Origin of the sequence: Arthrobacter sp. 2RAF6 (genome assembly GCF_052115205.1) — a bacterium.
GTDB lineage: Bacteria > Actinomycetota > Actinomycetes > Actinomycetales > Micrococcaceae > Arthrobacter.
This window is the reverse complement of the sequence record NZ_JBFRGF010000005.1, coordinates 195993-213604: the sequence shown is the minus strand read 5'-3', so window position 1 is coordinate 213604 and position 17612 is coordinate 195993. Positions and strand designations below refer to the sequence as shown.

Here is a 17612-nt window from a genome sequence, read left to right as displayed (position 1 = left end):
CTGTCCGCGTATCACATGTGCGTAACACCGGGAAGTGGCGTCCAGCACGATTGGGAGTGGCAGCTCTCCTCCTGGCTCCGGGGCGGCTAGCCTAGGAGAAGTGTTTTTTGCCTCTGTTATACCCCCGAAGGAGCGCCCCGCCCGTGGCACCGAGTTCTGAATACAACGCCCGGCACCTTTCAGTTTTGGAAGGCCTGGAGGCGGTCCGCAAACGTCCGGGCATGTACATCGGCTCCACCGACTCACGCGGCCTCATGCACTGCCTGTGGGAGATCATCGACAACTCCGTGGACGAAGCGCTGGCGGGCTTCGGGCATGACATCCAGATCATCCTGCACGCGGACAATTCGGTGGAAATCCACGACGACGGCCGCGGCATCCCCGTGGACCTGGAACCCAAGACCGGGCTCACCGGCGTCGAAGTCGTCTTCACCAAACTGCATGCAGGCGGAAAGTTCGGTGGCGGCTCCTACACGGCGTCCGGCGGTTTGCACGGCGTTGGCGCGTCCGTGGTGAACGCGCTGTCCGCACGCCTTGACGTGCAGGTGGACCGCGGCGGCAAGACGTACCAGATGTCTTTCCGCCGGGGCGAGCCCGGACGATTCAAGGACACCGGCTCGAAGCCGAGCCCGACGTCGGTCTTTGAACCGTTCGTCGAGAACTCGGTGCTCGACGTCGTGGGCAAGGCCAAGCGGGGTGTCACCGGTACCCGCATCCGCTACTGGGCAGACCGGCAGATCTTCACCCCGGACGCGAAGTTCTCCCTCGAGGATCTTGCGGCGCGCGCCCGCCAAACGTCATTCCTGGTTCCGGGCCTCAAGCTCACGGTGCGCGACGAGCGCCGGCTCCCCGGTACCTCCGGCGAAAACGGGCCGCACCAAGAGGTCTTCCATCACGACGGCGGCATTTCCGAGTTCGTCGACTTCCTCGCCGCGGATTCGGGCGTCACTGATATTTGGCGGCTCCACGGTGCGGGCAAGTTCAAGGAAACCGTTCCGGTCCTTGACGAAAAGGGGCACAGCAAGATCGCCGAAGTGGAACGCGACTGTGAAGTGGACATCGCGCTGCGCTGGGGGATCGGCTACGAAACCACCATGCGGAGTTTCGTCAACATCATCGCCACGCCCAAGGGCGGCACGCACCAGGCAGGCTTCGAGCAGGCACTCCTGAAGACCTTCCGCAAGGCCGTCGAAACGAACGCTCGCAAGCTCAAGGCGGGCAACGACAAGATTGAGAAGGACGACATCCTTGCCGGCCTCACGGCAGTACTGACGGTCCGCTTGGCAGAGCCGCAATTCGAGGGCCAGACCAAGGAAATCCTGGGCACTTCGGCCGTCAGGGCCATCGTTGCCAAGGTGGTCGAGGAAGAGATCACAGCGCGCCTGAACTCGGCGAACCGCAACGACAAGGCCCAGTCCGCACTGCTGCTCGAGAAGATCGTCAGCGAGATGAAGGCCCGCATCTCGGCCCGCGTCCACAAGGAAACGCAGCGCCGGAAGAATGCGCTGGAGACGTCCTCGATGCCCACCAAGCTGGCAGATTGCCGCACGGACGACGTCGGACGCTCCGAGCTGTTCATCGTGGAAGGTGACTCTGCGCTTGGCACTGCCAAGCTGGCGCGGTCCTCGGACTTCCAGGCGCTGTTGCCGATCCGTGGCAAGATCCTCAACGTGCAGAAGGCCTCGGTGGGGGACATGCTCTCCAACGCGGAGTGTGCAGCCCTCATCCAAGTGGTGGGTGCCGGTTCGGGCAGGAGCTTCGACATCGACGCCGCCCGTTACGGCAAGGTGATCCTGATGACCGATGCGGACGTCGACGGCGCCCACATCCGCACGCTGCTCCTGACCCTGTTCTTCCGGTACATGCGCCCGATGATCGACGAGGGCCGGGTGTACGCTGCGGTACCGCCGTTGCACCGTGTGGAAGTCATCAACGCCGGCCAGAAGGCCAACGAGATGATCTACACGTACTCGGAGGCTGAGCTGCACGTCCTGCTGGCCAGGCTCGCCAAAGAAGGCAAGCGTTACAAGGAGCCGATCCAGCGCTACAAGGGCCTGGGTGAGATGGACGCCGAGCAGCTCGCCGAGACCACCATGGATCCGCGCCACCGCACCCTCCGCAAGGTGGGGATCGAGAACGCCAAGATGGCGGAGGATACCTTTGACCTGCTGATGGGGTCGGACGTCGCCCCGCGCAAGGACTTCATTATTGCCGGCGCCGCGGACCTGGACAGGGAACGCATCGACGCCTGATCCGGCGGGCCTGCGTCCGTGGGCCAATCCAGCCCAGCAGGCCTATCAGCCCAGTTCAGCCCAGCAAGCCCGGCACGATCAGCAGGCCTGTCGGCACGGCGAGCAACATGGCCGACGCCGCGAGCACCAAAGCGCGCTGGGCTGCAGGAAGCGGCGGCTTGGGTGAGAGCAGCCGGCTGACGCGCGACGCCGTCGTACGCGGCGAATCGGCGCCACCGGTGCCGCTCAATGGGCTGCCTTCGGGGGAAGCGGCCGGATCGCTTGTTCGGGGAAGCGCGAATTGCTCCACGGGACGGGCGGAGCCGCTGGCCACGATCGCGATCGCCTTGATGAGCGTCCCTTTGCTCTCGGTGCGCAGGGCCACATCGTCGGCGAGCATTTCGATCAGGGAGTTGACCGCAACCTGGGCGAGTCGCGTGGTGGGGAACCAGGGCAGGGCCTGGCGCCATGCTGCGAAGGCCCACAAGAGAAGGTCGTGGCGTTGCGAGAGATGGGCATTTTCGTGGATGAGGACTGCCCTGAGCTCTGTAGGCTCCAGGGCGGCCATCAGGCCGTCGGACAGGACGGTCACTGACCGTGCGCCGCCCGGCAAGCAGTAGGCCACGGGGGAGTCGTGGTTGATGACCACGGTTCCAGGGCCGTCGGCGGACGGTGAGGCCAGAAGTGCGAGGAGTTCGCGGTGCCTCCGCCGCTGCCGCTCAATCTTGACGTAGGTAAGCAGCAGGGTAAACACGAGATGGGCACTCAGCAGCGCCGCGGCGGACAAGGCGAACAAGTGCCAGAAGCCCAGTGCCGTGGTGGGCTCGTTGTGAAGCACCATGCCGGTCAGGGAACGCAGGCCTGCAATGAGGTTGTCGCCGATGGGCTCAAGCCCGTAGACAAGCATGGCCCCGATCATCGAGAGGCCACCGGCGAGTGCGATGGCTTGCCAGAGGACCATGGCCATGAAGGGCGCGCGTGCCGGCCATTCGGCCCGCGACAAGAGGACAGGAACCGGCCAGGCCAGCACCAAAGCAAGGACCGCCAGAAAATATGAGGTCCAGAACATGGGTGCTTAGTTTTTGCCGAGCAGCTTGCGCAGCGTGGCGGCTTCACTCTCGCTCACGGAACCGATGAACCGCGCCAGCACCGCTTCGCGGTCCGGGGCGGAACCCAAGGCCTCATGCATGAGGTCCGCTGTGTGGTCTGCGCGGCTCGAAACAGCCTGGTAGCGGTGCGGACGGGTGCCGCGTTCGCGCTCCACGAGGCCTTTCTTCTCAAGGCGGGACAAGACTGTCAGCACCGTGGTGACTGCGAGGTCCTTGCCCTGGTGTCCTGCAATGCCGTCCGTGGCGGCAGAATCCTGCGCCAGCAGGTCACGAAGTTTGTTGGCTGTTGCAGCCTCCTGGCCTGCCCAGAGGAGATCCATGACCGCCCGTTCCAGTTCGCCAAGACTTGCCATCAATGCATCCCTACTTTCCGCACTTCCCTTGCCCGTTTGCGTGGGCCGGGGGGAGTGCGACGATCCAACATTCCACCCTCAATCTACCGCTTTTCGGGTCGCGATTCTACGTGAGGTAGAACATGCGGCGCGGCGTGTCCTTGCGGCACTGTGACGCCGCTGGAAGAGTGGTGAGCAGATCGCAAGGGACTGTTCTACACTGTGTAGAAGAAATTACTTCTACGCTACGTAGAAAAAGGACGCCGCAAGCGGGCGTCGGGACAATGCCGGATAAAAAGGACAGCCATGGACGCCTTGGAAATCGCACGCTGGCAATTTGGAATCACCACGGTCTACCACTTCATGATGGTGCCGCTGACCATCGGGCTGGGGCTTGTCGTGGCCGTCATCCAGACCCTCTGGTACCGCACGGGCAAAGTTGAATACCTGCGGATGACCAAGTTCTGGGGCAAGCTCTTCCTCATCAACTTCATCATGGGCGTGGCCACGGGCATCGTGCAGGAATTCCAATTCGGCATGGCGTGGAGCGAATACAGCCGATTCGTCGGCGACGTCTTCGGTGCGCCCCTGGCCCTGGAAGCGCTTCTGGCGTTCTTTGTGGAATCGACCTTCCTGGGGCTGTGGATCTTCGGCTGGAAGCAACTCAAGCGTGGCGTCCACCTCGCGTGCCTCTGGATCGCCGTGATCGGCTCGGTCTTCTCGGCCTACTTCATCATCGTGGCCAACTCGTGGATGCAGCACCCCGTCGGCGTCACAATGGTCAACGGGCGTCCCGTCATGACCGACGCCTGGGCAGTCTTCACCAACAACACCGCCATGGTGGCCGTACCCCACACGCTCTTCGGCGCGCTGGCCGTCGCCGGTGCGTTCCTTCTGGGCATCGCCTGGTACCACCTCTGGCGCCGCCGCCACGACGGCATTGACACCGTCGGAGCGGACGGCCGGGCCGTCGCGGGCGAAGCCGACATTCCGGGACGGGACAAGGCCGACTACAAGGTGTGGATCAACTCCCTGCGGATCGGCGCCGTCGTCGCCATGATCTCCTTCGCCGGCACCGCCTTCACCGGCGATTTGCAGGGCAAACTGATGTTCGAACAACAGCCCATGAAGATGGCCGCGGCCGAGGCCGCCTGCCACGACGGCACCGGGTTCTCCGTGCTGAGCGTCGGCAACCTCGGGTCCAAGAGCTGCAACGACATTGTGGCCGTGATCGAGGTCCCCGGTATCCTTTCCTTCCTGGCCAAGGGCGATTTCAACACGGAAGTGAAGGGCGTCAACAGCCTCCTCGACGAGTACAAGGCCAAGTACGGCACCCACCTGCCGAACAATCCCCTGTACGGCGACCGGGCAGGACAGGAAATCCAGTACGTACCCGTCATGGAAGTGACCTACTGGGGCTTCCGCATGATGATCGGCTTCGGCGGGGTCGCCGCTCTTGCCGCATTGCTTGCCCTATGGGTCACACGCAAGGGCATGGTCCCGCAATCCCGCTGGATCATGCGCCTGGCGGTGTTCGGCATCCTGGCTCCCTTCGGGGCAAACGCCGCCGGCTGGATCTTCACCGAAATGGGCCGGCAGCCGTTCGTCGTCGCGCCCAATCCTGACGCCAGCGGCGTCGACCAAGTGTTCATGTTCACGGCCGCGGCCGTCTCACCCGGCGTCTCCGCCGCTGAGCTCATCACCTCGCTCGTCGTGTTGGCCTCCATCTACGCGGTCCTGCTGGTGGTGGAAGTCCGGCTGCTAGTCAAATACGCCCGGGGTGGCGTGGTGTCCGCGATGCCGGAGCTCGCCGGAGCCCGCCACGGCGAGAAGAAGGAAAAGAAGGACGACGACGGCGGGACCCCGGGTGCCCCGGGCCAACCCGGCGACAGCGACGTCCTGGCATTCGCCTACTAGGAAGCAGAGGGATCTTTCAAATGGAACTGTTGCCTACCGTCTGGTTCGTGGCCATCGCCGTGCTGTGGACGGGTTACCTCTTCCTGGAGGGCTTCGACCTCGGTGTCGGAATGCTCATGAAGCTCTTCGCCCGGAACAACACCGACCGCCGGGTGCTGTTGAACACGGTCGGACCGGTGTGGGACGGGAACGAAGTGTGGCTGCTGACTGCTGCCGGTGCCACCTTCGCGGCCTTCCCGCTGTGGTACGCCTCGCTGTTTTCGGCGCTCTACCTGCCGCTCCTGATTGTCCTGGTGGCCCTGATCTTCCGGGCGGTGGCTTTCGAATACCGGGGCAAAGTGGACAGCGCGCGCTGGCGGACCGTCTGGGACTGGGCGATTGCCTTGGGCTCGTTCACTGCCGCGTTCGGCATCGGCGCCGCGCTGGCGTTGACCACCACCGGGCTGCCGATCGACTCGAATGGCGACCGCCAGGGCGGCCCCTTTGCCTGGTTCAGCGGATACGCAGTGCTGGGCGGATTCGCCGTCGTCGCGTTCGCGTTGGTGCACGCCCTGGCGTTCCTGGCCCTGAAGACCGACGGCGAAGTGCGCCACCGCGCGCGCCGCTGGTTTGTGCGGCTCGCGCCGCTCGCATTGCTGCCGCTGCTCGCATGGATGGTGTCCCTCCAGCTGCTCAACGGCAAGCCGTTGACGTGGATCCTGGTCATCCTCGGAGTCCTCGCAGCTGCAGGTGCCTGGGTACTCGCCCGCAGGGGAGCTGAGGGCAAGGCCTTCGGAGCCCTGGGTGCGTTCCTGGTGTGCGCTACCGCCTCCATCTTCGGTGCCGCCTTCCCCGTGGTCATCCCTTCCACCTTGAACCCCGCCTTCAACCTCACCATTTCCAACGCCTCGTCCTCCGCTTACACCCTGGGGCTGATGAGCATCGTGGCCGCCGTCGGGTTGCCCCTCGTTATCGCCTACCAGGCCTGGACCTACTGGGTGTTCCGCCGCCGCGTGAGTGCGGCACATATTCCCGCCGCACATGGCTTCCTCCCGGCCATCGCCGCCAAGGTCCTCGTCGGCCATGCGGCGCCGGGCGGACCAGCTGCCGAACACGCAGCCCACGACGCCGGCGAGTAACGGATGAAGCCCCAGCTGCCCGCAGGACCTGCCACCCGATCCGCCTTGTACTTCCTGGGCCTGCTGTCCTCGCTCAAGGCTTTGTCCCTGGTCCTGATTGCGCAGGCCGTCGCGGGAATGTTGTCGGGACTTGCAGCGGGCGGCATGGGGTGGCGCGAAGGACTCGTCTGGGGTGCCGCCGGCGCGGTCCTCCGGTCGCTGACGGTCTGGGGCCAGGGAGTCGCGGCGCGCCGGGCGGCCCTCGGGGTCAAGGAAGAGCTGAGGTCCAGGCTGCTGGGGCGCGCCCTCGGCGCCGGGGCTGCGGGACGGGTCGGCGAAGTGAACGACGGCGGGCTCGCCGTGCTCGCGACCCGCGGTCTTGATGCTCTGGACAACTACTACACCCAGTTCCTGCCTGCCTTGGTCAATTGTGCAGCGTTGCCCTTGCTCCTCGGCGCGCGGATCCTCTTCGCGGATTGGATCAGTGCCGTGGTTGTGGTGCTGACCTTGCCGCTGGTCCCGCTGTTCATGGTGCTGATCGGCCGCCATACCGAGGACCGGGTGCACGAAGCCCAATCCGCGCTGCGGAGGCTCTCGGGACACATCCTGGAGTTGGCCAAAGGACTTCCCGTACTGGTGGGACTGGGCCGCGCGGGCGAACAGCGCGCAGCCCTCGAGGACCTCTCCGAGGAATACCGCTCGCGCACCATGGGAACACTGCGGACTGCCTTCCTGTCCGCCCTCGCCCTGGAGCTGATAGCCACCATTTCCGTCGCGGTCGTGGCCGTCTTCATCGGCGTGCGACTGGTGGCGGGCGACATGGGACTGGAAGCAGGCCTGCTGGCCCTCATTCTCGCCCCCGATTGCTATCTTCCCCTGCGCGAGCTGGGCACAGCCCACCACGCCAGCGACGACGGGCGCGAGGCCTTGGCCGCGGCCAACTCCGTGCTGGAGTCGCGGGCGGGCCGTCCGCTGAATGATGGGTACGACGCGGGCGCGCCGGCCAGCAACAGGGCGCCTGCCGCCGTCGTGGTCACCGGACTGATGGTGACGTATGCGGGAAGGGTGGCCGCCGCCGTCGGGCCTCTCGACTTCAAGGCGCCAGCGGGACAGATCACCGCCCTTGATGGCCGCAGCGGTTCGGGCAAGAGCACCATCCTGGGCGTCCTCGCAGGGACGATCGGCGACGGTCCGCTGGCAATCATTAAAGGTTCCGTTACCGGACTTGGCGCTGGTGCGGTGGCTTGGGTACCGCAGCATCCCGTCATGGTCGCCGGAACGGTGCTGGACGAGGTCGTCCTTTACTTGAAGGGCGGCAACCAGGACTTCGCGTCCCAGGTCCATGCGTCGATGGACCCCGGGTCCACGCCGGACGCGGACATTGCGAAGGCCATGCGTTGCCTGGAGCAGTCTGCCGCGGAGCACCTCGCGTTCAAACATCCTTCCGAGTTGAGCCCTGGCGAAATGCGGCGGGTGGCCGTGGCCCGCGGTTTGGCGCGCCTCAACGCGGGAGCCACGGTCCTCCTGGTCGATGAACCCACCGCCCACCTCGACGTCGCGTCCGCGGACGCGATCCGTTCGGCCATCGCGGGGCTGCGGGGGGCCGCGACTGTCATCCTGGTGGCCCACGACGCCGCGACCCGGAAACTGGCGGACAACGTAGTGAAGGTCGACGGTGTGGAGGTCGACAGCCGGACCGGGCAGAAGCAAGCTCGCCCGGCGAGCCTGGAATCCGCCGCATCCGCGCCAGCTCCGGTCCAGCGCGACGCGAATCCCGGAACCGCCCCGGACGGGGGAATTGAACCCCCCACCGCCGTCTCCACGCTCAAGGCCCTCGCGCGTATCCTGGCGCCCGTCCGATACAAGTTCGCCGGTGCCGTGCTGATCGCGGCGCTCGCCGCCTTGTTTGCCGTGGCGTTGTCCGGGCTGTCCGGATGGCTCATCATCCGGGCCAGCGAACAACCGCCCATTCTGTACTTGCTCGGAGCCATCGTAGGCGTTCGATTCTTCGGTATTGGCAGAGCGGTGCTGCGGTACTCCGAACGGCTCGTGGTCCACGACACCGTCTTCGCCGCGATGACAAGGCTTCGGGGGGCGCTCTGGGCGGCGCTCAGCGCGCGGGCGCTGTCACTCCGCCGGCTCCTGCAGGGCGGCAATGTCCTCGGATCGGTGGTGGACGACGTCGATACCCTGCGGGACGTGCTGCCGCGCGTCGTCCTGCCGCCCCTCTCTGCCCTTGCCGTCGCAGTGTCGGCGGTGGTCGCCTCGGCCCTGCTGGTTCCCGCCACTGTGCCGGCGGTTGTGGCTAGCGCCGCGGTTGGCCTCGTCCTGGCTCCCCTTCTTGCCCTGATGGCGGACCGCAACGCGGCCCGCTCAGAGCAGCAACTGCGCTCACTCGTCCTGCGCGACGTTGCCGCAGCCCTCGACGCCCGCGCGGAGCTCAGCGCAAACGGCGTGGCCGGAACGGTTCTGTCCTCCTTGACCCGGAGAGACAACGCGGCCACTGCGGCCGCACAGCGTTCCGCATGGGCTGACGGCATAGGCCAGGGGTTGACCGTGCTGGCCTGCACCCTCGGAGCGCTGGCTGCGGGCATTCTCGCGGCACCGTCGGTGCAATCCGGAACTGTCGCACCGGCTGTGCTCGCCGTCGTCGTCCTGGTTCAGCTGGCTCTCGCGGAACCCTACGGGGCGGTAGTGTCTGCCGTGCGGCAGGGTCCGGCTTTGGCCGCGGTACTGCGGCGGATCGCCCGGTCAGGAGCGTTTGACGCCTCAGAATCCGACGGCGGTGTGCTGACTCTGCCGAAGCGACCCGACGGCTCTGCGGGACTGCAGCTGGATGGACTCGTGGCTTCATGGCCCGGCGGCGCGCCCGTGTTCAGCGGGCTCAGCGCCGAAGCGGCCCCCGGACGCTGGCTTGCGCTCACAGGCCCCTCCGGCTCGGGGAAATCCACGTTGCTCTCCGTGCTGCTTGGCTTCCTGCCGGCATCGTCCGGGAGAGCTTACGTCAGCGGGAATGCTGCGTGGTGTCCCCAGGAGGCCCACCTCTTCGACTCCACTATCCGCGGCAATCTGCTGCTCGCCCGCCCGGCCAGCCGGAAGCCTTCCGAAGCGGACATGTACCAGGCCTTGGGCGCCGTCGGGCTTTCAGGATTGGTATCCGGCCTTCCCGGGGGTCTTGACAGCCGCATAGGCCCCTCGGGTTCGTTCCTGAGCGGCGGCGAACGCCAACGGCTCGCCATGGCCCGCACGCTTCTCACCGGCGCGGCTGTCCTCCTCCTGGACGAGCCGACTGCCCATCTCGACGCCGAGGCCGGACGCCTCATGATGGCGGAGCTGCGCGCCGGGCTGAAGGACGTCACGGTGGTCCTGGTGACACACAATCCAGCCGACATCAGCGGGGGAGACTCCCGGTTGGATCTTGGCTCGCCGTCGGCGCTCCCGGTGCTCGTGCACGGAAACTAGCCGAGGAGCCGCTGGAAGATGGCGTCCACCGACTCGACGATATTGTCTACGAGTTTCCGCGCGTCGTCCTCCCGGATGAGCGGCGTCGATTGGCCTGCCCAGAGGGACATCAGGCCCGGGATTCCCTGTGCCGCCGCGGCGGGCCGGAACTTGCCGGTCAGCCAGTTCTGGATCGGGAACGGGGCATACGCGGCAGGATCGGCGAGCTCGGCGATGATCCGGTTGGGGATGCCGCGTGCCAAGCGGCCGCTGAGGGCGCGGGTCAGGACAGTGTGGGCGGCGTCGGGACCGCGCATCGCGGCGAGGTGCGCGGGGCTGATGGCTGACTGGCGCGTGGCCAGGAAGGCTGAACCGATCTGCACCGCGTCCGCGCCAAGGGCCAAGGCGGCAGCGACACCACGGCCGTCGGAGATACCGCCTGCGGCGATGACTGGAACCGGGACGGCATCCACCACCTGGGGCACCAGGGCCATGGTCCCGACGAGCGAGTCCTCCGGGGCGCGCAGGAAGGAAACCCGGTGTCCGCCGGCCTCCATCCCCGTGGCGACGACGGCGTCAACGCCGCCGGCATCCAAGGCCACGGCTTCGTCAACCGTGGTTGCAGTACCGACCACCACGATGCCGTTCCGGTGGGCCTCCTCGATGACAGCCTCAGACGGCACCCCGAAGACGAAACTCAGCACGGCCGGGCGGGCATCGATGGCCGCTTGAATCTGTTCCTGCAGATCGGGCAGGTAGGTGTCCGGTTGCGCGGGTGGTTCCACGCCCACCAGCTCGAAATACGGCCGGAGGATGTCCACGTAGGCGGCGAACTGCCCGGCGTCCACGGTTGGCGGCTCTTCGCCCTCAATGGGGAGCCAAAGATTCAGTGCGAAAGCTTTCCCGGTGGCCTCCCTGAGTTCGCGGGCCGTGGTGGCAATCCGCTCCGCATCGTATCCGTAGAGTCCGTACGAACCGAGGCCGCCGGCTTCGCTGACGGTGGCCGACAGTTCCACTGATGACAAGCCACCGAACGGGCCGAGGACGATGGGCAGGTCAATTTTGAAGAGGCGGCTAGCCCGTGTGTCTTTCCACGACATCGGAGCGCCTAACCGTCCACGTCGTGCAGGTGATGGACGACGTCGTGCAGGAAGTACTGGGCAAACGTCAGCACGGTGAACGTGGATCCGTTGCTTCGGACTCCCGTGCGGGGCCACTCATCTTCGTGGACGGCGGCGAAGGAGTTGGCAATTTGAGTGCCCTCGGCGGCCAGTTGCGCAGCCACTTCCGCCGGATCCGCATTGGCGTAGTCGCCGTCGATCGCGGCCTTGTCCTGGTCCCAATTGGCGAAGTGGGCGTCGTCCTCCCGCAGCATCAGGTTCAGGCGCTGGTCGAAAAGGCTGAAGACATCCCGCACGTGGCAGGCATACTCCAACGGCGACCACGTGTGCTCGTCCGGGCGGGCGGACGCGTCTTCCCGGCGCAGAACGGCCCGCCAACGCGGCAACATGTTCAGGACTGTCCCAGGGACGGTGGACGGGGTCACAGTGGCGGCGTCGAAGCCGCATTCGGGACAGGGCGTGGACAGGACCCAGGTCCAGTCCTTGTCATCGGGAATGATCGGCATGGCAGTAGTCTAGGGGCCGGATTCCTGATCCGGTCACACCGCCCGGAGTGAGGCGTCTGTCCCCGTTCTGATCGGCCCGATCAGGAGTAAGGTTATGAGCTGGGGAAGCCTGGAAAGTGAAATAGCCATGCTAAAGGATCTAAATGTCGCCGGCGTGCTCCCTGCCAGCGATATCGCCCGCGCCCGCGACTTCTACCGCGACAAGCTCGGTCTCGAACCGGACAACCCGGAGGCCACAGACAACTTGACGTACAAGTGCGCCAACGGCACCGCCTTCCTGCTCTACGAGACGCCCAACGCCGGGACCGCCAAGAACACCCAGTTGGGATTCCAGAGCACGGACCTGGACCAGGACATGGCGGATCTCAGGGCGCGCGGAGTCGTTTTCGAAGATTACGACTTCCCGGGCCTGAAAACCGAAAACGGCGTAGCCACCTTGCCGGACGGCGAAAGGGGAGCCTGGTTCCTCGACTCGGAAGGGAACATCCTCAGTATCGCCACGATGTAGCCGAGCGAATTCGGGTTTTAGCCTTCGACAGCTGCTACTTCGCTTCCGTTCCCTTCATCCCACGCCATGCTCGCACCAATGGCATCCACGGGCTGGGAGAGGGGAACGCCGGAGCCGTCACGGCGGCCGTGTTCTTGTGGCAGGGCACGGGCAACGCCGGCGCTGGATGATGCCTTCGCCGGACCGTGACCGGCCCACCCGAGCAGCAGCGTGTCTTCACCCTTGAGGAAACGGTGGGCCCGGACGCCTCCCGTCGCCCGGCCTTTGGCCGGGTATTCCTCGAACGGGGTGATCTTAGCCGTGCCCGGGGCAGTCCCCGGCAGCGCGCCGATGCTGCCCGCGATCGTCACGACGACGGCGGCAGGGTCGTTGGCGCGCACCGTGCCGAAGTGGATGACGTCGTCGCCGTCCCCAAGCTTGATGCCCGCCATGCCGCCCGCGGTACGGCCCTGCGGCCGAACGGCAGAGGCGTTGAAACGCAGGAGTTGCGCAAGCCGGGTCACGAAGACAAGGTCGACGTCGTCGTCGGGGGCGGGCTCCACGCCCACCACAGTGTCCTTGTCCTTGAGGGCAATGATTTCCCAGTCTTCCCGGTTCAGCGGGTAGTCCGGCTGGACCCGCTTGACCACGCCCTGGACCGTTCCGATGGCCAACACGGCATCCAGCGGCACGAACGCCACGAGCGTTTCGCCCTTGAGCAGGGTGATGAAGTCTTTTGCCGCGACGCCCCCGGCAAGATTGGGCAGGCCGGACATCGGCGGCAGCGCCGGCATGTCCATGACTTGTACCCGGAGCATGCGGCCCTGCGAGGTTACCGCGCCGATTTCGCCGCGCGCGGTTGTCTTGACCACGGAGCGGTAGACATCATGCTTGCTCCGCGGGCCGGATTCGGCCAGCGGCTCCTGGTTGGAGGTCCGTGCGATCTGGCCGGAGGCGCTGAGGAGTGCCCAGCAGGGGTCATCGGGGATCTCGAGCGGGAGTGCTGCGGCCTTGCCCTTGCCTGCCGGGACGGCTGCTGCAAGTGCCGCGGCGACGGTCGGGGAGACAGCCTCGGACTCGAGGAGAACCGTGCGTCGCGGGGTGCCGTACTTCTCGGCCACTTCGGCCAATTCTCCGGACACCAGCCCGCGCAGGAGCACGTCGGACGCCAGGATCGCTTCGAGTTCGGCGATCTCCCGGCGCAGTTCTTCCTGCTCTTTCTCGAGTTCGATGCGCGAGTACTTGGTCAATTGGCGCAGGCGGAGTTCCAGGATGTAGTTGGCCTGGATCTCGGACAGGTCGTAGATGGACATCAGCCGTTCGCGGGCCGCCGAGGCCTCATCCGAGGAGCGGATGATCTGAATGACCTCGTCGATGTCCACGATCGCGATCAACAGGCCCTCCACCAGGTGGAGGCGGTCCTTCTTCTTTCCCAAGCGGAAGGCCGTGCGACGGCGTACGACGGACAGGCGGTGGCCGACGTACACCTGCAGGAGCTGGAGCAAGCCCAAAGTCTGCGGCTGCCCATCCACCAGGGTCACGTTGTTGATGCCGAAGGAGTCTTCCATCGGGGTGAACCGGTAGAGCTGCTGCAGCACGGCGTTGGGGTTGAAGCCGTTCTTGATCTCGATCACGAGCCGCAGTCCGTGCTTGCGGTCAGTGAGGTCCATGACATCGCTGATGCCCGTCAGCTTTTTGGCGTTGACGGCATCCTTGATCTTCTCGATGACCTTCTCCGGACCCACCATGTAGGGGAGTTCGGTGACCACCAGGCCGGTGCGGCGCGCGGTCAGCTGCTCGATCTCCACCTTGGCGCGGGTCTTGAACGTACCACGTCCCGTGGCATAGGCATCACGGATTCCGTCCAGACCGACGATCCTGCCGCCTGTGGGCAAGTCCGGGCCGGGGACGAACCGCATGACGTCTTCCAGCGTGGCGTCGGGATTGGCGATGAGGTGCCGGGCGGCCGCGATGACTTCCACGAGGTTGTGGGGAGCCATGTTGGTGGCCATGCCGACTGCAATGCCCGTGGTGCCGTTGACCAGCAAATTCGGAAAGGCCGCGGGCAAGACATCCGGCTGGGTGAGTTGGTTGTCGTAGTTGGGGACGAAATCCACCACGTCTTCGTCGAGGTGCTCGGTCATCGTCATCGCTGCCGCGGCGAGCCGGGCTTCCGTGTAACGCGGTGCTGCCGGGCCGTCGTCGAGCGAACCGAAGTTGCCATGCCCGTCAATCAGGGGCAAGCGCAGCGAGAAGTCCTGTGCCATGCGCACCATGGCGTCATAGATGGCCGCATCGCCGTGGGGGTGCAGCTTTCCCATGACTTCGCCCACCACACGGGCGCTCTTCACGTGCCCGCGGTCCGGGCGCAGGCCCATATCGCTCATCATGTACAAGATGCGCCGCTGAACGGGTTTGAGGCCGTCGCGCGCATCGGGGAGAGCGCGGGAATAGATCACCGAATACGCGTACTCCAAGAAGGAGCCTTCCATCTCGGAAGTGACGTCGATATCGATGATGTTCTCGGTGAAGTCCCCGTCGACGGCGGCCGAGGCCGCGTTTGCGCGGGAGGGACTTTGGCTTCGTGCCATGGAGTCGGTGGATCCTTAAACGTGTACTGCGGAAGACTTAGCTAGGCTAAGCCTATGGTGGATCAGCCCGGCGCCGGCGTATATCCGGAATATTGGGAGGCCGATGTCGTGCTTCGCGACGGCGGAACGGCCCACTTGAGACCTATCTCACCCGAAGATGCCGACGCGCTCCAAGCCTTCCACGCCGCGCAATCGGAGACCTCCATTTACATGCGGTTCTTCTCGTTCAAGCCGAGACTCTCCAGCAAGGAATTGCACCGCTTCACCGAGGTGGACCACAAGGACCGGGTGGCGTTCGTCATCACCATCGGTGGAGAGATCGTGGGGGTCGGCCGCTACGACCGGCTCGATGACCCCACGGAGGCCGAAGTGGCCTTCAATATTTCCGATGTCCAGCAAGGCCGTGGCATCGGCTCCATCCTGCTCGAGCACTTGGCTGCGGCCGCCCGGGAGAACGGCATCCGCCGCTTCACTGCCGAGGTCCTGCCCGAGAACCGCAAAATGCTCCGGGTCTTCGCCGACGCCGGCTACGAGCTCGCGCGCAAATTCGACGACGGCGTCGTCAGCGTCGAATTCAACATCGACCCCACCGAAAAATCCCTGGCCGTCATGGAATCGCGGGAACACCGCGCCGAGGCCCGCAGCGTACGGGACTTGCTGGCGCCGTCGTCGATCGCCGTAGTGGGCGCCAGCCGCCGGTGGGGGACCGTCGGGCACCAGTTGCTTGAACACATCCTGGAGGGCGGCTTCACCGGCGCAGTCTATGCGGTCAACCCTGAAGCCTTCGAGGTGGCCGGCATGAAGTCCTTCGCCCGGATCACCGACGTCCCGGGGCCGGTGCAGCTCGCCATCATCGCGGTTCCTTACGAGGAAGTGCCGAATGTCGTGGACGAGTGCGGGGCGGCCGGGGTCAAAGGCCTCGTGGTCGCCACAGCAGGGTATGCCGACGACGGCGAGCGGGGGCTGCGGAGGCAGCGGGAGCTCGTGCGCCAGGCCAGGTCCTATGGGATGCGCGTGATCGGTCCGGAGTCCCTGGGGATCGTGAACACGAATCCGGAGGTTTCGCTCAACGCGTCGATGGCCCCGAGCCTTCCACAGCGTGGGGGACTCGGGCTGTTTTCGCAATCCGCGGCGATCGGGGTTTCCGTCTACGCAGCGGCGAGCCGCCGGGGACTGGGCCTCTCCTCGTTCCTGTCCGCCGGCAACCGCGCCGATATCTCCGGAAACGACGTCATGCAGTTCTGGGAAGACGATCCCGATACCGTCGCCGTCGGGCTCTACTTGGAGTCGATCGGCAATCCCCGCAAGTTCTCCCGCCTGGCCCGCCGCTTGTCGCGCAGCAAGCCGGTCATCGTTGCCAAATCGGATGTCACCGGACTGCGCATTCCGCCGGGGCATGTCGTCAGGACCACGCTGGCGCCTGTGGCGGCCCTGGACGCGATGATGCGCCAAGCCGGCGTCATCGCCGTCGAAACCATCGAACAGCTCATGGATGTGGCGCAGATCGTTTCCAGCCAGCCCCTGCCCAAGGGCCCGGCGCTCGCTGTCTACAGCAATTCCGCGGCCTTCGGGAAGGTCGTGGCGGACAACGCGGCGCCCCACGGACTCGTCGTCGACAGGATCGTCACCGACGTGGACCTGGAAGCGGGGATGTCCGCGGCGCGCGAAGGGCTGCGGCGTAGCCTCCGGGAGAATCTTGCAGACGATTCCGTGCATGCGGTGGTGGCGGCGATGGTGCCGTCCCGTAGCCTCACGATGGAAACGATCGCGGGAGTGCTCGCCGAATGCGCCGCAGAGGCAGGCAAGCCCGTCGTGGCTGCTTTCACGGGGATCCTCGATACTTCCGTGCAACTCGATGGATTGCTCGCCGCAAACGGGGAGTCCGGACCGTCCCTTCCTTGCTACTCGAGCGCGGGCAGTGCGGTGGCGGCCTTGGCGGCAGTGGCCCGTTACGCGAAGTGGCTGGACCGGGACCAAGGCATGTTCGTGGAGCCTGCGGGTTGCGACCGCGAAGGTACCCGCGAACACATCGAACGGCTCCTGTCTTCTGTCCCGGGGGAACAATTGGTCCGGCTCGACGACGGCGAAGCAGCCGCGCTGCTGTCCCGCTACGGCATCCCGGTGGTGCCGTCAGCTGTGTTCGAGAGCGACGACGAAGCGGTCGCCGCTGCCGAACGGCTCGGCTGGCCCGTGGTGCTCAAGACCACTGATCCTGCCCTCCGGCATCGCCTGGACCTGGGAGGTGTGCGGCTGGACATCGAGGACGCTGACTCGCTGCGGCGGAACATCGCGCAGATGCGTCGCGCCCTTGAGCCCTACGGTTCATCGGCCATAGAGGTGCAGGCCATGGTTTCCGTGGGGCAGGCCTGCACGCTCCGGGCCATCGAGGATCCGCTCCTGGGTCCCGTGGTGTCCTTCGGTTTGGCGGGAGACGCCGTGAACCTCCTGGACGATTGGGCGCACCGGGTGCCTCCCTTGTCCTCCACCGATCTCCACGACTTCATCAGGGCCCCCCGGGCTTCCCTGAAACTCTTCGGCTACGAAGGGTTGCCTGCGGTGGACGTAGCGGCCCTCGAAGACCTGGGAGCACGGCTGGTCCGCCTCAAGGATGAACACCCCGGGATTGCCCTGGTGGAGTTCAATCCCGTCCTGGCCGGGACCCGGGGCGCGAAAATCCTTGCCGCCGAGGTGTGGATCGGGAACGCCGCACAGCGTACGGACAGTGCCCGCCGTGCGATGCTCAGCTGAGCTGACGGTTGACCGCCGGAGGGCCGGACGGT

At 65.8% G+C, this 17612-nt stretch carries 11 protein-coding genes; 6 read left to right on the top strand and 5 right to left on the bottom strand.

Annotated elements, in window-relative coordinates:
• Positions 1–143 precede the first annotated feature (143 nt).
• Positions 144–2252 (top strand): DNA gyrase/topoisomerase IV subunit B, encoded by a 2109-nt coding sequence (locus tag AB4Z38_RS06085; protein ID WP_441428876.1) that lies wholly within the window; start codon positions 144–146, stop codon positions 2250–2252.
• 55 nt (positions 2253–2307) lie between these two features.
• Here the strand turns inward: AB4Z38_RS06085 and AB4Z38_RS06080 are convergent, their stop codons facing one another.
• The gene (locus tag AB4Z38_RS06080) at positions 2308–3300 is read right to left on the bottom strand and encodes a M56 family metallopeptidase (RefSeq protein WP_441428875.1); all 993 of its coding nucleotides are present in this window, start codon (positions 3298–3300) and stop codon (positions 2308–2310) included.
• A 6-nt stretch (positions 3301–3306) separates the two neighbouring features.
• Entirely contained in the window at positions 3307–3693 is a 387-nt protein-coding gene (locus AB4Z38_RS06075; protein WP_078105520.1) for a BlaI/MecI/CopY family transcriptional regulator, read from the bottom strand.
• Positions 3694–3978: 285 nt separating this feature from the next.
• Here AB4Z38_RS06075 and AB4Z38_RS06070 point away from each other — a divergent pair, with 285 nt between their 5' ends.
• The 3 genes from AB4Z38_RS06070 to cydD are packed head-to-tail and all read left to right on the top strand — an operon-like array spanning position 3979 to position 10148.
• Positions 3979–5589: a cytochrome ubiquinol oxidase subunit I gene (locus tag AB4Z38_RS06070; protein WP_441428874.1), complete on the top strand. Its 1611-nt coding sequence runs from the start codon at positions 3979–3981 to the stop codon at positions 5587–5589.
• 20 nt (positions 5590–5609) lie between these two features.
• The gene (cydB, locus tag AB4Z38_RS06065; protein WP_441428873.1) at positions 5610–6707 is read left to right on the top strand and encodes a cytochrome d ubiquinol oxidase subunit II; all 1098 of its coding nucleotides are present in this window, start codon (positions 5610–5612) and stop codon (positions 6705–6707) included.
• Between the two features lie 3 nt (positions 6708–6710).
• A complete protein-coding gene (gene cydD, locus AB4Z38_RS06060; protein WP_441428872.1) occupies positions 6711–10148 on the top strand; it encodes a thiol reductant ABC exporter subunit CydD in 3438 nt (1145 codons plus the stop codon).
• Here cydD and AB4Z38_RS06055 read toward each other — a convergent pair.
• Positions 10145–11227 (bottom strand): NAD(P)H-dependent flavin oxidoreductase, encoded by a 1083-nt coding sequence (locus tag AB4Z38_RS06055; RefSeq protein ID WP_441428871.1) that lies wholly within the window; start codon positions 11225–11227, stop codon positions 10145–10147. The genes cydD and AB4Z38_RS06055 overlap by 4 nt on opposite strands.
• Before the next feature lie 8 nt (positions 11228–11235).
• Positions 11236–11754: a DinB family protein gene (locus AB4Z38_RS06050; protein ID WP_441428870.1), complete on the bottom strand. Its 519-nt coding sequence runs from the start codon at positions 11752–11754 to the stop codon at positions 11236–11238.
• A 127-nt stretch (positions 11755–11881) separates the two neighbouring features.
• On the opposite strand from AB4Z38_RS06050, the gene AB4Z38_RS06045 reads away from it, so the two are divergent.
• On the top strand, positions 11882–12262 hold the full coding sequence (locus AB4Z38_RS06045) for a VOC family protein (RefSeq protein WP_441413355.1): 381 nt from the start codon (positions 11882–11884) through the stop codon (positions 12260–12262).
• A gap of 17 nt (positions 12263–12279) precedes the next feature.
• Here the strand turns inward: AB4Z38_RS06045 and AB4Z38_RS06040 are convergent, their stop codons facing one another.
• A complete protein-coding gene (locus AB4Z38_RS06040; protein ID WP_441428869.1) occupies positions 12280–14832 on the bottom strand; it encodes a DNA gyrase/topoisomerase IV subunit A in 2553 nt (850 codons plus the stop codon).
• 54 nt (positions 14833–14886) lie between these two features.
• On the opposite strand from AB4Z38_RS06040, the gene AB4Z38_RS06035 reads away from it, so the two are divergent.
• The gene (locus AB4Z38_RS06035; RefSeq protein WP_441428868.1) at positions 14887–17580 is read left to right on the top strand and encodes a bifunctional acetate--CoA ligase family protein/GNAT family N-acetyltransferase; all 2694 of its coding nucleotides are present in this window, start codon (positions 14887–14889) and stop codon (positions 17578–17580) included.
• Positions 17581–17612: the final 32 nt, after the last annotated feature.